This window comes from Mucilaginibacter sp. KACC 22773, assembly GCF_028736215.1.
GTDB lineage: Bacteria > Bacteroidota > Bacteroidia > Sphingobacteriales > Sphingobacteriaceae > Mucilaginibacter.
This window is the reverse complement of sequence record NZ_CP117883.1, coordinates 2,639,468-2,656,029: the sequence shown is the minus strand read 5'-3', so window position 1 is coordinate 2,656,029 and position 16,562 is coordinate 2,639,468. Positions and strand designations below refer to the sequence as shown.

8 protein-coding genes are annotated in these 16,562 nt (G+C 41.3%); 6 read left to right on the top strand and 2 right to left on the bottom strand.

Translation table 11 applies throughout. The annotated features are described in order from the left end of the window. Positions 1-157: 157 nt before the first annotated feature. Positions 158-2,833, bottom strand: a complete 2,676-nt coding sequence (locus tag PQ469_RS11290) for a glycoside hydrolase family 2 protein (RefSeq protein WP_274213060.1) — start codon at positions 2,831-2,833, stop codon at positions 158-160. 32 nt (positions 2,834-2,865) lie between these two features. Further along, positions 2,866-4,305 carry an alpha-L-fucosidase gene (locus tag PQ469_RS11285; protein ID WP_274213059.1) on the bottom strand — a complete coding sequence of 480 codons (1,440 nt, stop codon included), beginning with the start codon at positions 4,303-4,305 and terminating at the stop codon, positions 2,866-2,868. 463 nt (positions 4,306-4,768) lie between these two features. Between PQ469_RS11285 and PQ469_RS11280 the strand changes: the two genes are divergently transcribed. The 6 genes from PQ469_RS11280 to PQ469_RS11255 all read left to right on the top strand — a co-directional run bounded on the left by PQ469_RS11280 (position 4,769) and on the right by PQ469_RS11255 (position 16,513). After that, complete coding sequence (locus PQ469_RS11280; RefSeq protein WP_177183835.1) at positions 4,769-5,389, top strand: RNA polymerase sigma-70 factor; 621 nt, start codon at positions 4,769-4,771, stop codon at positions 5,387-5,389. Positions 5,390-5,479: 90 nt separating this feature from the next. Continuing rightward, the gene (locus PQ469_RS11275; RefSeq protein WP_274213058.1) at positions 5,480-6,577 is read left to right on the top strand and encodes a FecR family protein; all 1,098 of its coding nucleotides are present in this window, start codon (positions 5,480-5,482) and stop codon (positions 6,575-6,577) included. 241 nt (positions 6,578-6,818) lie between these two features. Then, positions 6,819-10,136 (top strand): SusC/RagA family TonB-linked outer membrane protein, encoded by a 3,318-nt coding sequence (locus tag PQ469_RS11270; protein ID WP_274213057.1) that lies wholly within the window; start codon positions 6,819-6,821, stop codon positions 10,134-10,136. A 6-nt stretch (positions 10,137-10,142) separates the two neighbouring features. Next, a complete protein-coding gene (locus tag PQ469_RS11265; RefSeq protein WP_274213056.1) occupies positions 10,143-11,732 on the top strand; it encodes a SusD/RagB family nutrient-binding outer membrane lipoprotein in 1,590 nt (529 codons plus the stop codon). 123 nt (positions 11,733-11,855) lie between these two features. Then, positions 11,856-15,170, top strand: coding sequence for a VCBS repeat-containing protein (locus PQ469_RS11260; protein ID WP_274213055.1), 3,315 nt, complete (start codon positions 11,856-11,858; stop codon positions 15,168-15,170). Next, on the top strand, positions 15,170-16,513 hold the full coding sequence (locus PQ469_RS11255; protein WP_274213054.1) for a vanadium-dependent haloperoxidase: 1,344 nt from the start codon (positions 15,170-15,172) through the stop codon (positions 16,511-16,513). The genes PQ469_RS11260 and PQ469_RS11255 overlap by 1 nt, the downstream gene beginning before the upstream one ends. Positions 16,514-16,562: the final 49 nt, after the last annotated feature.

Below are 16,562 nucleotides of genomic sequence, written 5' to 3'. Positions count from 1 at the left end.
TAATATATAGTAAGGCCGGCTCTCTTTAAACAGAGGCCGGCTTTTTGGGGTTTGATGCCGGCTTTTTTTCAAAGACAAAACAGTCAAGTCAGACCGGTCATCCCCGTTAGCAGGAAAAGTGTTGTTACGACGGCCGGCCTGATTTTTATATTTGTCTCTATTCGTCTATAATTATCGTTTGCGGAACATTTGAGGCATTCCAGCCGTTAATGCTCACCTCAAGCTTTTTCTTAGATGCAGGTACATTATAATCAATAACTAACTTTTTTTCCTCTCCAGGCAACACTGTAACATAATTATCACTGTAAAATGCCGGCAGTATCCTTGTTTTGCTATCAGCATCTACTAACGATATCCTGTTAAAAAAGGCAACCACGCTATTTTCTTTGTTAACTAACGTAACTTCTACCCTGCCTGGTTTTATATATTTTGCTTTAACTGACAATTCTTCAGCTTTCATTTTTTGCAGACCTGAAAATCCTCCTTTGCTATCCGGAATCCAGTAAGTATTATCGGTAATTACTTTTTTGCTTTCATCCAGCAGTTGTAACGACAGAAAAACGCCTTCCTTTGCGGCCAGCTTATCAACCGTGCCTTTTATAGAGAAATAGTTTTTAACAGTAGTGGCATTTATATCAGCAAAAACCTGGGTAAGCAAATTTTCTTTACCCTCCATATCATAGGTTTTTACTACCATCATCATGCTACGGCGTGCTTTAAATGTATTGTTGGCCACCATTACCATTCCGTTAATTGGATTGTACATGATGTGGAATGGGGCGCTGCCGTTATGCAAGCCATATAAGCAGGCATTGGGGTCAAGGTAATAGTCATACATCTGGCCGCGCATGGCTGTCCATGGGTTCTGGGTTTTCCATATGATGAAACCTGTATACCAATCCCACATATGCGATGTAAAGCCCTCGGCCAGGCCGCGATACTGATCGTAGTTTACCAGTTGGGCTTTCATGGCAAAATCGGCAGCATTTTTGGCTTTGCCATATTTATTAATGGCGGTATCATAGCCAATATATTTATGATAATCCCAAACGCTGTCTGTTTTTGTTTTGTGGGTCTCCTCGTCGTATACCGGCGGAACCATATTGGCCGAGGGTATAAAACGTTTTAATGATTCATAATCGCCAACGCCAACCGAGCCAACTTCGGAATTGAATGGAAATGTTTTAAACTCCCAAAATACCGACAGCGGCTGAATACCGTATGGCCCATCGCCGTTACCACCCAATACATTGTGCGACATGCTATCAGAGTTGGAGTAATCAACAAACCAGCGGGTATTATCCAATTTTGGTAAAATGGTATCGCGCAAAGCAGTCAGGATATCTTCGGGTGGTGTTATCTCATTGCCGCCGCACCAAATGGCCAACGAGGCATAATTACGTACCATTTTTATCTGGTCAATTGCCGAACGAAGGAACAAGCCATGATCATCAGGATATTTGCGGCGCGTCCATTGGTCGTCCAGCTTTTGGGGATCCTGCCAGCGGCCGTTGCAATCGCCAGATCCCCAGAGGTCCTGGAAAACCAGGATACCATATTTATCACAGGCCTCAAAAAATTCAGGGCGCTCAATCATGGCACCACCCCATACCCTTATCAGGTTCAGGTTCATATCACGATGAAAACGCACTTCGGCATCATAACGCGTATCCGAAAGGCGCAGCATGGCGTCAGATATTACCCAGTTACCACCCTTGATAAAAATTTTCTGGCCGTTAACCATAATCTGGCGGCTGCCGGTATGTTCGTTATATTCACTCGTCAGTTGCCGTACCCCAATATTAAGCTGATGCTGATCTGACACAGCCTTACCCGCAGCTGCAAACTTTAACTTGAATTTATAAAGATGCTGATCGCCGTAACCATTAGGCCACCAAAGTTTAGGATTGGGAAGGCTATAATCGGCAAAACTGACATTGGTAGTGGAGTTTGGTTTCAGGCTCACTGGCTTGGAGATGGTTTTACCATCCAGTTCAAAACTTAACGAGCCGTTTACCATTGCCGCAGTTGGGTTGCTTAATTCGGCCGCCACTTTAATAACCGCAGGTTGTTGCGCGCCTTCAGGAAGCCTTACACCGGGCACTAATGTAACAATGTGCTCATCCGCTATGCGTACCGCCCCTGTTTTTTGGATGGTTACTTTGTCCCATATACCGGTATTCCTGTCGCGCATGGGCTGTATCCAATCCCATCCGGCCGTGTACTGTAAACCAACGTTGCGTGCAATTGTACCGTCGCCGCCCTGGCCGCCATTTGGGTTGCCAACAACGTCTGGTGGATGCACCAATACCGCCAGGCGGTTATCTCCGTTTTTTGCGAGGTAAGGCGTTATATTGTAGTTAAACCGCAAAAACATCCCTTTCTGAATTGTTCTGTTCAGCTTATGTCCGTTCAAATAAATATCGCAGCTATAATTTATTCCCCTAAAATTAAGATAAACCTGGTTACTGCCCGTTGCCGGCGTTTCTTTAAAATCTTTGGTGAACCAATAGGTATAGTAATCGGCACCGGTTTTATAAATATCGGCTATATGTTCGTTGTTCATGCCCCAAAATGGATCAGGCACTTTTTGATTGTTTAATAACGTGGTCAACACTGTTCCCGGTACCGTAGCCGGCATCCAGGCTGTAGTGCTAAATACCGGAGTAGACAATACTGTTCCGCTTTCTTTTACGCTGCTTACAGGCGCGCACTTCCAGCCGGAATTCAGTTCGTAGCTACTTTGGGCGTATATATTAACAAAGGGTAAGATCAGAGCCAGCGTAACAAACAATTTTAGCTTTGCCGGCCTGTAAATTAAAGTTGAGGGCATTTTTTATAGTTTAGTATATGATGTAGTAAATGTTAATATTGAATTTTAAATACCGCTGCTTGTTTTAATCCTGATTGCGTTTGCAAAGACGAAGGTATAGTTATATTTGCCACACCCTCATTCAGGGTATATTTAACTTTTGCGTTAACACCCAACAAGCTTATTTTTTTCACTTTGCTTTTACCTGTCAGGTGCAAAGCAATTTTTGCAGGCAGTACCACTTCATCCTGGTCTTTTGGTGCCAGTATAAAAGCGTAAACGCTATTACCCGCTTTAGTATAGTAGGTATTTCCCTCAGAGTATGGCGCTATAGCCATCGAACTATAAATACCTTCACCGTTAATCTTCATCCAGTCGCCAATTTGTTTAAGGCGACTGTAAGCCGCTGGGTCCCAGTCGCCATCGGGGCCGGGGCCAATATTCATAAGTAAGTTGCCGCCACGTGAAACAATTTTCACCAATAGGGTTACAATCTCATTAGCCGATTTATAATGATCGCCCGGCACATAGCTCCAGGAATTGCCCATGGTGATACAGCTTTCCCAGGGATGATCAAGGGGTACATCCGGTACCTGCTGCTCGGGCGTGGTATAATTTTCATATTGACCCGCCACGGTACGGTCAACAACTATCAGGCCTGGCTGTTTAATCCTGGCAGCTTTGGCAATTTTCGCCATATCAATATCCTGATCATACGGAATGGTACGTTGCCAGTCAACAGCAGGATCGATTGTATTTTTAGGTCTTACCCAACCACCGTCAAGCCATAAAATATCAACTTTACCATAACCTGTCATTAATTCCTGGATTTGGTTAAAGGTAAAATCCTTAAACTTTTGCCAGCGATCCGGGTATTTAGCCGGGTCGTAGTTCACATTCCTGTCTTTAGGCGGAAAATAAGGCCACCAGTAATACTCCGTATTCCAATCGGGCTTTGAAAAATAAGCCCCGATCATAAAATTTTCTTTGCTAAAAGCACTAAAAACTTCTTTGACCACATTACTGCGTGGGTTAGTTGAAAAAGGTGTTTTTGTACTGGTTACTTTATAATCTGTTTGTTTTGTATCAAACATGCTAAAGCCATCATGGTGTTTAGTAGTAAATACTACATATTTCATCCCGGCATACTTGGCCGCTGTCACCCATTTTTCGGGATTGAATTTAGTTGGGTTGAAGGTTGTTTGTAAATTTTCATAGGCTTTTTTATATCCGTTATAATCGGCGCCATACGGTCCGCGGCGCTGCGTCCACCCCTCATCTTCGGGACAGATACTCCAGCTTTCAACCACGCCCCACTGACTATAGGTACCCCAGTGCATAAAAAGTCCAAACTTAAGCCCCTGCCATTTATGAAGATTTTTTTGCACCAGCGAGTCATCGGGCACTACATAATCTTTTGACATATTATGTTGCTGCGCCACGACATTGCCCATGGGCAAAAGGAAAGAGATAAAAACCAACAGTTTTTTCATTTATATATGTATTTTTTGTTTCTTTATAAAACAACCGATTTAAACGCCAAAAAAAAACAATTCTGATAATATCCAATAAAAACCGGGTAAAATCCGGATATTTTAAGTGTATTTTTATGCGTAATAAATTAACAATATTCTTACTTAGTGTATTAGATACAACACTTATCTCTGCGGCAAAAATGTTAAAAAAGTATCAATACCTTATCACATTACCTCATTTCTTGTCAGATACGGGGTAAAAATGTCAGTTTAACATTTTAAAATACCTCAAAAATGACCTTTAAACACCCTATTGACAACTTTATAAGCCAATTTGCCTACACACTAAGTAAATAAATTTTGAGTTAGATGAATTTCCGATTAAAAAGTTGTCGAAATTAAAATAAATGCTTGTTTTTGTTATCAAATTGTTACATTGCATCGCGATAATTGTTTTGTGCAACACTTAACTATTAAACTATTGAAAATTTCTAAAACAGATACTTCGGGTTTATGGAATCAGGTTTGTTTTAATGATGATATTAAAGCATTTGAATTATTGTTTCATAATTTAAACACCCGGCTTATTAAGTTTTGTATTTTTTACATACGCCAGAAAGAAGCCGCTGAAGACATCGTATCTGATGTATTTATCAAATGTTGGGAATCACGTAAAAGCCTCACCGAAGTTGCCAATCCCGAAACTTATTTGTTTGTAGCGGTTAAAAACCAATCGTTCAATTATTTAAAAAAATTCTCCAATATCCACCTTGTACAGATAGAAGCTTCAGACGAAGTTGAATTTGTAAATACTTTTGATCCCGAAAAGGAATTAGAACGCAAAGAGCTTCATTTTTTATTAGATAAGGCTATCGCATCTCTCCCTCAACAGGCATGCATCATTTTTAAATTAATTAAAGAGGATGGCATGAAATATAAGGAAGTGGCCGAAATTTTAAACATATCGCCCCGTACTGTACAAACTCAGCTTTTTAGGGCGATGAAGAAATTAAGCATCATTCTTTCGGCGCATCAACTTGCATCTAAATCATCAGAGAGGGCATCTTCTGACCATGACATCATGGGGCTTTCGTTGTTATAGGAATTCTTTTTAAATTTTTTTTCAAAGCTTGTAGGCAATTTTAAAAAAACTATTGTCCTATCTAAAAACAAGCCCGCTTTAGGCGAAAAAATGGTGAACGAAAGGTTTATTGAACTGTTAACAAAAAAGCTCTCGGATGAGATGAATGCTGCAGAATTGGAGGAATTCAATTTTTTGCTTGCAAACGATGAGGCTTGCAGGCAGCAAAACACTTTTTTTAAAACCTACTGGATAAAAAACGAGGAACTGTATTCAAATACCAACCTGATGTTTCAGCGCATCGTATCTAAAATTGAGGTACCTGCAACAGAAATACAACAACAGAATAGTGAGGCGACCGGCGAGCGTTTTAAAACCCGCCGCATGATTATATTTTTACGGAGCCTGGCAGCGTTGTTAATAATCGGGATTGGTTTATCTGCTACTTATTATTTAAAGGCTTACAATCAAAAAAGCTTTGCGTTGGCTGATTTTCAGCAGAAAAAGACCTCAAGCCGCGTAAAATCAAAAATTTACTTAAGCGACGGAACTGTAGTAACATTAAATTCCGAAACTACTTTAAAATATCCATCATCATTTACAGGGCCTACGCGAGAGGTTTACCTTAATGGTGAAGCTTTTTTTGATGTAGCCAAAGATCATCAGCATCCTTTTATAGTACACGCGGGTAAAATGAGCATCAGGGTTGTTGGTACTGCCTTCAACGTGAAATCGTATAAAAACGATATTGCGAGCGAAACCACCCTTATCAGGGGTTCCATTGAAGTTACCCTGGCCGACAGACCATCAGATAGGATTATCCTTAAACCAAATGAAAAGCTTATTTTAAAAAGCACTACGTTTAAAAGGCATACCATTAACCGTAATTTGGTGGCGCAAACTCCCGATACTGCAAAAACAAGCTACGCGCTTACCAACCTTACTTACTTAAAATCAAATGACACTACTGTGGTTGAAACCTCGTGGGTAAATAACCGACTGATTTTTAAGGACGAGGACTTTTCCGAAATTGCCAACAAAATGGAGCGCTGGTATGGCATCAAAATAAACTTTAAAAACACAGATGCTAAAGACTATCATTTTACCGGTGTTTTTGAAAAAGAAAACATTTTGCAAGCCTTAAAGGCACTGCAAATGATCGAACCATTTTCATACAAGTACAAAAATGAAACCGTATACATTTATTAACCTAATACAGACAATAAATAAGCCTATGACATAAAGAAAGCTTTACATACCACAAAAAAAACGGGAATTACCAGAGGTAACTCCCGCGAAGATGAAGATCTGTTAGTTAATCATGCAATGTTCTCTCGAACAGAACATTGCCATTTAATCAAGTCACCTTTAATTAAGTAAAAGTATGAAATATTTTAAACACCCAAAGGGTGTAAGAGATAACTATTGGCTATTTAAGTCCATATTAATAATGAAATTGACATTTATTTTAGTAGTAGCCTTTAGTCTGCAATCCATTGCAAATGTCTACTCGCAACAAAAAGTCACGTTTAACATAAAATCGGCAGATTTTAGTAAGGTTATCTCTGCTATTCAAAAGCAGACTAACTACCACTTCGTTTTCAGCGAGCGTAAAATCCCATCAACCAAAAAGATAACGCTTAATGTACAAAACGAAGAGGTTACGTCGGTTTTGAATAAGCTTTTGGCAAACTCCGACTTTACCTACACCCAACTTGAAAACAACCTGATCGTTATCTCTCAAAAAAATGAAGTTGTAAATGCTGCGGTTGTAAAAGGTAAAGTAGTTGACGAAAACGGTACACCGGCACCTGGCGTTTCGGTAAGGATTAAAGGAACAACTACGGGCACCATAACAGATGCCAATGGTAATTTCTCTATCAATGCCCCAGCCAACGCTGTACTTATCTTTTCGTTTTTAGGTTATGAAAACCAGGAAGTACCTGTTGGCGGTAAGAGCGAATTATCTGTAAAGCTTACAGTATCTGCTAAAAGCCTGAACGAAGTTGTAGTAACGGCTTTGGGTATCAAAAAAGATTCTAAAAAATTAGGTTATGCTGTATCAACGGTTAACGGCGCTGTAATGGACAAAGCAAAAGAATCAAACGTTGCTATGTCGTTAGAAGGTCGTGTTGCCGGTTTAAGCATCAGCGGTGCAAACGGTGGCGCCGGTTCATCAGCACGTATATTATTACGTGGTGTAACAAGTACCGGATCTACCCAGGGCCCGTTATTTGTTATTAACGGCGTACCTATGGACAATACCCAAAGAGGCCAATCGGGCGAATGGGGCGGTGCTGACTATGGCGATGGTATCGCTAACATCAATCCTGATGACATTGAAACCATGACTGTTTTGAAAGGTCAGTCTGCATCAGCCCTGTACGGTACACGTGCTACAGGCGGTGTAATCCTGATCACAACCAAATCGGGCAAAAAAAATTCTGGCTTTGGTGTTGAATACAATACTAACTACCAGATGGATAAGGTATATGACAATACCGATTTTCAGACTCAATACGGACAGGGTGAAAATGGTGTTAAACCAACAACCGTTGCCGGCGCTTTAAGTTCAGGTAACTTAGCCTGGGGTGCAAAGCTTGATGGTTCGTCGGTTATCCAGTTTGACGGCAAAAGCTATGCTTACTCAAAAACCAGTGACGACTATACTAAGTTTTACAAAACCGGCGGTACTTTTACAAACACTGTATCATTAACAGGTGGTGGCGAATCAGGTGCTTTCCGTTTGTCATTATCTGATTACAATAACCACGCAATTACTCCTAACAGTGGCTTAAACAGAAAAACTTTCAACTTTAACGGTTCGCAAACTGTTATCAAAAACCTTGATATAAACCTGGTTGCAAACTACGTAATTGATGACGCTAAAAATCGCTCTGGTTTAAGTGACGGTCCGGGTAACCCAAATAACGTTCAATTCCTGGCGCCAAATGAGGCTCAAAGCATATTATCTCCAGGTACAACAGCGTCAGGTGCTGAGCAACAATGGAATAATGATATCTATGTAACTAACCCTTATTTTGCTGCTTACAAATTTGTAAGCAACACAAAAAGAGAGCGTTTAATATCTTCTATATCAGCAAGGTATGCTATTACACCATGGGCTTACGCTCAAGGTCGTATTGGTTATGATAAAATCAATGATAACAGGTTAAACATTGAGCCTACCGGTACAGCTTACGTTGGCGGCAATGGTAACATGAATACCCAAACTTCTCAGACTACAGAGTTTAACGCTGATGTATTATTTGGCGCTAAGCATGACCTTGTAAAAAACTGGGTAAATCTTGATTTATCTGTGGGTGGTAACGTACGTAAAAGTGATTTTAGAGGCACACAAATTGGCGGTAGCAACTTCATTATCCCTTATTTTTACGATTTATCAAACCTGCCAAGCAGGAACAGCGGAAACCTTGATCCCAAAAAACTTGAAGTGCACTCAGCCTATTATACAGCAGATTTCGCTATCAAAGATTTCTTAGTATTAGGAACAACCGGTCGTTATGACTATTATAGCAGTATCGGAAAAGATTTAGGCCCGGGCATCTTTACACCATCTGTATCGGCAAGTTTTATTTTCTCTGATCTTGTACACGTTAATGGGTTAGATTTTGGAAAACTTCGTGTTGCTTACGCAAAAACAAGCGCAGGCGCTGATCCTTATGCCAACCAGATTTACTATAGTGTAAACAATTCTATCAATGGCGTAAACGCAGGTGGTTTCAGCTCTCAATTGGCTAATTTATTATTAAAGCCTTACACCTTAACTGAGGTTGAGATAGGAACAGAGTTGAAATTTTTCAATGATCGCTTTGGATTAGACGTAGCATATTTCAATCGCAAAACAAAGAATGAAATTGTTAATGGCAGCATTGATTGGTCAACAGGCTACACAAATGCTTACGCCGCTACTGCCTCAGTACAGAATAAGGGTATAGAAGTTGAATTACATGGTACACCGATAAAAGGAAAAGATTTTACCTGGTCACCTTCATTTAACTTTACTTATGTAAAAAATAAAGTGTTGGAAACGGATAAAACCGGCGCTAACATTGGCTTAGGTACATACCGCCCATTAAACGCTACTACAGCATTTGTTAAAGGTATGGCTGGTCCGCAAATATTGGCAAATGACTATGCCCGCGACGCCAACGGCAATATCATTTTTGATGCAAACGGTATCCCAACTACTACCGCACGTATCCCAATGGGTAGTGTTATTCCTAAATTCTACGGTGGTTTAAATAACGACTTTAGCTACAAGAACTTCAATTTAGGCTTCCTGATTGATTATCGCTTTGGCAACAAAGTACTGTCTGCAACTAATTATTACAGTATCTTCCGCGGTTTAAACCAAATGACACTTGTAGGTCGTGAAAGTGGAGTTGTTGGTCAGGGTGTTACTGCAACAGGTGCAACAAACACTGTAAATGTACCAGCCGAAACGTACTACCAGGCTTTGGCCCGTGGTGTCTCGGCATTGAACGTACTTGATGGCAGCTTTATCAAACTTCGTCAAGTAACCTTCGGTTATACATTTGGTAAAAACTACCTGGCAAATACTCCCCTTAGTTCAATTACCTTCTCGTTAGTAGCAAGAAACTTGTGGACTATCATGAAGCATACCGATAATATCGATCCTGAATCAAATTTTGCTCCCGGTATTAACTATGCCGGTATTGAAGGCACAAGCGTTCCTGCTGTTAGGACTTATGGGTTTAACTTAAACTTCAAATTAAAAAAATAACAAAAGATGAAAAAACGATATATATATAGTTTTTTGCTTGCCGGGGCTACGCTTTTTGCAGGCTGTTCAAAAAACTTTGACCAGGTTAACGTCAATCCCACCAAGGTAAGTGCCGACTTGTTCAATCCAAACTTTTTAATGGCACAGGCACAAATCCAGTTTTCAAATACAGGATATGACCAATTGTTATTTCAAAGTATGTGGTCTCAGGCTCTTGCGTCAACCTATGATTATTATGGTAATGGTGATAAATATGTTGCATCGGGCAGTTTCCAGGATTATAAATCCCGCACATGGAACAATGGTTATAGTGCAACTACACTGATAGACGAAATGAAAAACCTGGTTGCAGGTAAGGCAGAATATGCTAACCTTGACAATTGCGGTACAATATTACGTGTATTGATGTTAGAGCGTGTTACTGATGCTTACGGCGATATCCCATTTTCACAGGAAGGCCAGGCAAAAACAGGTATTTTCACACCTGTTTTTGATTCACAAAAAGATATCTATGCTTCAATGCTTAGTCAACTGGATAAAGCATGTGCTGCATTAGATGCTACAAAAGCGGGCCCAACAAGCGATTTATTCTATAGTGGCAATGTTGCCCAGTGGAAAAAATTGGGTTATTCATTAATGCTACGTGCCGCAATGCGTTTAACCAAGGTTGACGCTGCTACAGCTAAAACATATGCTGAAAAAGCTTATGCAGGCGGTACAATGGCTGGCATTGCGGATAACGCTAAAGTGAAAGCCGACTACACCAATGGTAACGGCAACTCAGATGCTGCTGCATTATTGGTTACAGATGACTTCAGGGAAGTTAGATGGGGTAAAACTCTTATCGATTATATGAAAAGCACTGCAGATCCACGCGTTAGCGCTGTTGCCGAAATTTCGGCCGGAACAGGTAAAGCGGCCAATGAAACCAAGGCAGCGGGTGTAAGTACCTATGCTTTACAATTTGGTATGCCAAACGGTTACGACTTAAAAGGAGGCTCAACTGATATTTCAAAAGCTCCGGGATATCCTGGCACTTCGCCGGCTGATCCATCTGTTTCGGGCGATGCACCAGCACCTGTTGGTAAATACTCACGTCCTAAATTTGCAGTATATGATGATCGTAACCGCTATAACTTCCTGTTAACTTACGGCGAAACCGAACTATTATTGGCAGAAGCTTCCTTTAGAGGCTGGGCAACTGGTGTTGCTGCCACTCATTATGCAAATGCCCTTAAGGCTGATATGGAAACATTAAGTCAGTTTGGCACTACATCTGTTGATGCTGCGGCTATAACTACTTATGTTGCTGCTCACCCTTTAGTAGCAGGTACCGAGTTACAACAAATCAACATGGAATATTATGTAGAAACTGCAACAGTATTCAACTTTAACGAAAACTGGAATAACTGGAAGAGATCTGGCTTCCCTGTTTTGACCAAAGTGTCTTACTCAAATCAGTTTGCTACGGACATACCAAGAAGGTGTGATTATCCGGTTACCTTACCTTCAACCAACGGTGCAAATTACGCTGCCGCGGTTGCTAAGTTAAGCGGTGGAGATAGCTTCACCTCAAGAATTTATTGGGATAAATAAAATTAAATTTTCTAACAAACAGGGAGGCAATATTGCCTCCCTGTTTGTTTTTACTACCGCTACATTGTTTAACAATCTTTTTAGAACTGTGTACCCAAAACATGAGTTTTAATTAAAGTATTTATGTCCCTGTTTAATTCATATTTCTTAAAACGGTTTGTAGGTTTACCCGCTTTAGCAACTGTTGCGTTTAGTTTTTCGGCACTTCCCTCCTACGCTCAGCAGCCTTTATTCAAGCTATTGAATAGCAAAGAAACCAATATTAAATTCAGCAATGATATCAACGAGACCGAATCACTCAACGTGTTATCATATGAGTATTTTTATAATGGTGGCGGTGTAGCGGTTGGCGATATTAACAATGATGGCCTGCCCGACCTAATGTTTACCGGGAATATGAAGCCGAACAAGCTTTATCTGAACCAGGGGCATATGAAGTTTAAGGACATAACCAATGATGCCAGCCCCGACCTTGGCGGTCGGCCCGATTCCTGGAAAACCGGTGTTACCATGGCCGATGTTAATGGCGACGGATTACTGGATATTTATGTATGCTACTCGGGCAAAACCGATAATGCAACACGTAGTAACCAGTTATTTATAAACCAGGGTAATAACAAATTTAAAGAACAAGCGAAAGAATACGGTTTAGCCGACCCGGGATACAGTACCCAGGCCGTTTTTTTTGATTATGATAATGATGGCGACCTGGACATGTTCCTGCTGAACCATAACATTAAAAAGATTGATAACATGGAACTGGCCCGTTATAAAGATCAAACAGATGATCTGGCCAGCAATAAATTATTCCGCAATGATAACGGGCATTTTATCGATGTATCAAAAGCGGCCGGGATAGTGCAAAACCCGCTCACCTTTGGGCTGGGCGTGGCCATTGCCGATATTAATAAGGATGGATGGCCCGATATTTATGTAACCAACGACTACAACGAACCTGATTACATTTACATTAATAACCACAACGGAACTTTTGCCGAAAAATCAAAAGAAATGCTGAGGCATATGTCGCACTTTTCGATGGGTGTTGACATTGCTGATTTTAATAATGACGGCCTGCCCGACATTATGACCCTTGATATGCTGCCCGAGGATAACCACAGGCAAAAATCACTTCAACTGGAAGAAAACTACGAGTCCTTTGCACTGATGCAAAACCAGGGACTTTACAAACAATATATGCGTAATATGCTGCAGCTAAACAATGGCGACGGCACATTTAGCGAAATAGCGCAGCTGGCCGGCGTATCAAACACCGACTGGAGCTGGTGCCCCCTTATTGCCGATTTCGATAACGATGGATACAAAGACATCTTTATCACCAATGGATATTTAAGGGACTACACCAACAAAGATTTTTTACGCTACTGGGGCGATTACAAGATAAAAAAAGCAATGGCTGGCGAGCCATTCCGCCTGATGGACCTGGTGATGGCCATGCCTTCAACCGCCGTGCCCGACTATATTTTCAAAAACAATCGTGACCTTACGTTTACTAATAAACAGGTAGAATGGGGCCTCAACCAGCAAAATATATCAAGCGGCGCAGTATATGCCGACCTGGATAACGATGGCGACCTGGATCTTGTAGTAAACAATATCAACCAGCCGGCATCCATCTACCAAAACACCAGCCGCGAGGCTAACAACACTTCGTACATTGCGGTAAAATTAAAAGGTACAGGCAAAAACACTAATGCCATAGGCGCTAAAGTAAGCGTGTATAACGGCAAAAATATCCAATACCAGGAGGTAAACCCAAACCGGGGATATTTATCATGCGTATCAACAACGCTGAATTTTGGTTTAGGCGATCTGAAGAAAGTTGATTCTATCCGGGTTACCTGGCCGGATAACTCCACCCAGTTACTAAAGGATGTAAATGCCAATCAGTTGCTTACTGTTAAATATGATCCAAGCGGAAAATTTTCCGGGCAAACTACCGAAATTAAGAAAACCATATTTAAACGCGCCGAGCCCGTTATTGAATTTAAACCTGAAGAAATTACACTGAACGATTTTAAACGCCAGTTATTGATGCTGTTCATGTACTCCAAAACCGCGCCGGTTATTACCAAAGCCGATGTAAACGGTGATGGGCTGGAAGATTTATTTATAAGCGGCGAAAAGGACAGCCCTGGCAAAATATACCTGCAACAGGCCGGCGGCAAGTACCTGGCTAAAGACATAATTCGGGGCGGCATAGATAACATCGGCACAACAGCGGCAGCCGCTTTTTTTGATGCCAACGGCGATGGTAAAGCCGATTTGTACGTTGCAAAAGGCGGTTATTCGTTGTATGAACCCAACACTGCCGATTTACAGGACGAACTTTATATAAACGAGGGTAATGGCCGGTTTGTGCTATCGCCTACTGCCCTGCCGGTAATGAATGCCAACAGCAAATCGGTAGTAAAAGCGTGCGATTTTGATGGTGATGGCGATTTTGACTTGTTTATAGGTGGCCGGGTAATACCAGGCCAATACCCACTGGAACCGCAAAGCTATTTGCTGGTTAACGATGGCAAAGGTAAGTTTACCACCGCCGTTGCATCATTTAATAAAATTGGCATGGTAACAGATGCCCAATGGATTGACCTTAATAATGATGGGCGTAAAGACCTGGTTTTATGCGGCGAGTTTATGCCGGTAACCATTTTCATCAATACTAAAGAAGGTTTTACCAATAAAACCGCAGATTATTTTAATACCCCGCAAAAAGGATTCTGGAACAAAATTGCCTTTGCCGATGTAAACGGCGACGGCAAACCAGACCTGATAGCCGGTAATCTTGGCCTAAATACCCAGATTAAAGCCACAGACAAAGAGCCCGCCGAAATGTATTTTACCGATGTGGACGGCAACGGTTCTATCGACCCGTTTTTCAATTTTTATATCCAGGGTAAAAGCTACCCCTTTGTAAGCCGCGACGAGTTAAATGAGCAGATTTACCCTATGCGCCGCAAATTTAACTCGTACAAAATGTATGCGGATGCTACTATTAATGAAATTTTTAGTGCCGATAATATGACCAAAGCCGGAAAATTGAGTATCAATAATATACAGACAACGTTGTACCTCAATATTGATGGCAAATTCGCGGCAATATCCTTACCAACAGAAGCCCAGTTTGCCCCTGCCAGCCAGATTCTGACAGGCGATTTTGATCACGATGGGCATACCGATATTCTTTTATTAGGTAATCACTCGGATAATCGCCTGAAAATTGGCAGCATAGATGCAAATTATGGCTGCTTGCTAAAAGGCGACGGCAAAGGCGGTTTTACATATGTAAATCAGCCAACATCGGGCCTGTCGGTAACGGGCGATGTAAAATCGGCAGTAGAGATCAATATCAACAATACATTATATTTACTGATAGGCGTAAGCGACGGGCCGCTTCAATTTTATAAAGAATAATGAATTACTTAAAAAAATCGCTCCTGATATTTTGCGCGTTGATAACACAGCAATGCTACGCTCAAAATACTAATAATAATTACCCTGATTATTTGCAGCCAGATCATGCAGTAAACGCGGTAACCATGGTAATGTTGCATGATGTGGTTGGCCCTCCCGTTGCCGCGCGCTATTACGCTTATGTAATGCTGGGGGCCTATAATATTGTAGCCGCCAACAATAAAAACATCCCCGAACTGCAAAAATTCATCAAAGACTATAAGGCTAACAGTAGCCTGGATACTATCCGCTTAAAATACGACTATAAAATTGCTGCTTTTTACAGTATTCTGGAAACTGCCAAACTACTGCTGCCATCCGGATTTATGATGACTGATGATCAGGACGCTTTTGTACAGCTACTTAGAAAAACAAATGTAGATTCAACCGTCATTCAAAACTCAATTAAAGTAGCAAAGTTAGCTTCAGCGGCCTCTGTCGCGTTTTCAAAAACCGACCATTACAGCCAGTTGAGTGCGTTGAAAAGATATACCCCTATAAAAGACGAAAGTAAATGGTACCCTACCCCGCCGGGATATTTTGAAGCCCTGGAACCCAACTGGAAAACCATCCGCACAATGGTTATCGATTCGGCCAATCAATACAAGCCGGCTCCACTAATCCCATTTAGTAAAGATACCTCATCGGCATTTTATAAACAGGTAAAGGCTGTTTACGACGTGTCAAAACATCTTTCGACAGAGCAAATTAACATTGCCCTGTTTTGGGATTGCAACCCATTTGCCATCACCACATCCGGCCATATGGCTATTGGCTATAAAAAGATCAGTCCGGGTGGGCATTGGATGCACGTAACTGGTTTGGTAACCCGCCAGGCAGGGCTTGATTTTGACCATTCCATCGAGGTAACAACCTTAGTGGGCGTTACACTGATGGATGCCTTCATCAGCTGCTGGGAGGAGAAATTTACCAGTAACAGAATTCGCCCCGAAACTTTTATTAACCGGTACATGGATGTGAAATGGCAGCCTGTTTTACAAACCCCGCCTTTCCCGGAGTACACCAGCGGACACGCCGTTATCTCGAACGCATCGGCCGAAATGCTAACCTACTTGCTGGGCGATAATTTTGCCTATACCGATAATACCGAGATTCCTTTTGGCAGCGGCCAGCGCGATTTCAAGTCATTCCGCCAGGCAGCAGCAGAAGCATCTATGTCGCGCTTTTATGGCGGCATCCATTATATGCAAAGCATAGAAAATGGCAACGCACAAGGGAAAAAAGTTGGAAACGCCATTATCACCAAAATAAAAAAAGCTGGTATATTGCCACTTGTTAAATAAGACTCATCTATCTTCATAAATATCTGCCTTCTAATGAAATATATTACAC

Coding starts and splice junctions, on each gene's coding strand:
- PQ469_RS11290 (WP_274213060.1), bottom strand. CDS start 2,833: ATGCCCTCAACTTTAATTTACAGGCCGGCAAAGCTAAAATTGTTTGTT.
- PQ469_RS11285 (WP_274213059.1), bottom strand. CDS start 4,305: ATGAAAAAACTGTTGGTTTTTATCTCTTTCCTTTTGCCCATGGGCAAT.
- PQ469_RS11275 (WP_274213058.1), top strand. CDS start 5,480: ATGGTGAACGAAAGGTTTATTGAACTGTTAACAAAAAAGCTCTCGGAT.
- PQ469_RS11270 (WP_274213057.1), top strand. CDS start 6,819: ATGAAATTGACATTTATTTTAGTAGTAGCCTTTAGTCTGCAATCCATT.
- PQ469_RS11265 (WP_274213056.1), top strand. CDS start 10,143: ATGAAAAAACGATATATATATAGTTTTTTGCTTGCCGGGGCTACGCTT.
- PQ469_RS11260 (WP_274213055.1), top strand. CDS start 11,856: ATGTCCCTGTTTAATTCATATTTCTTAAAACGGTTTGTAGGTTTACCC.
- PQ469_RS11255 (WP_274213054.1), top strand. CDS start 15,170: ATGAATTACTTAAAAAAATCGCTCCTGATATTTTGCGCGTTGATAACA.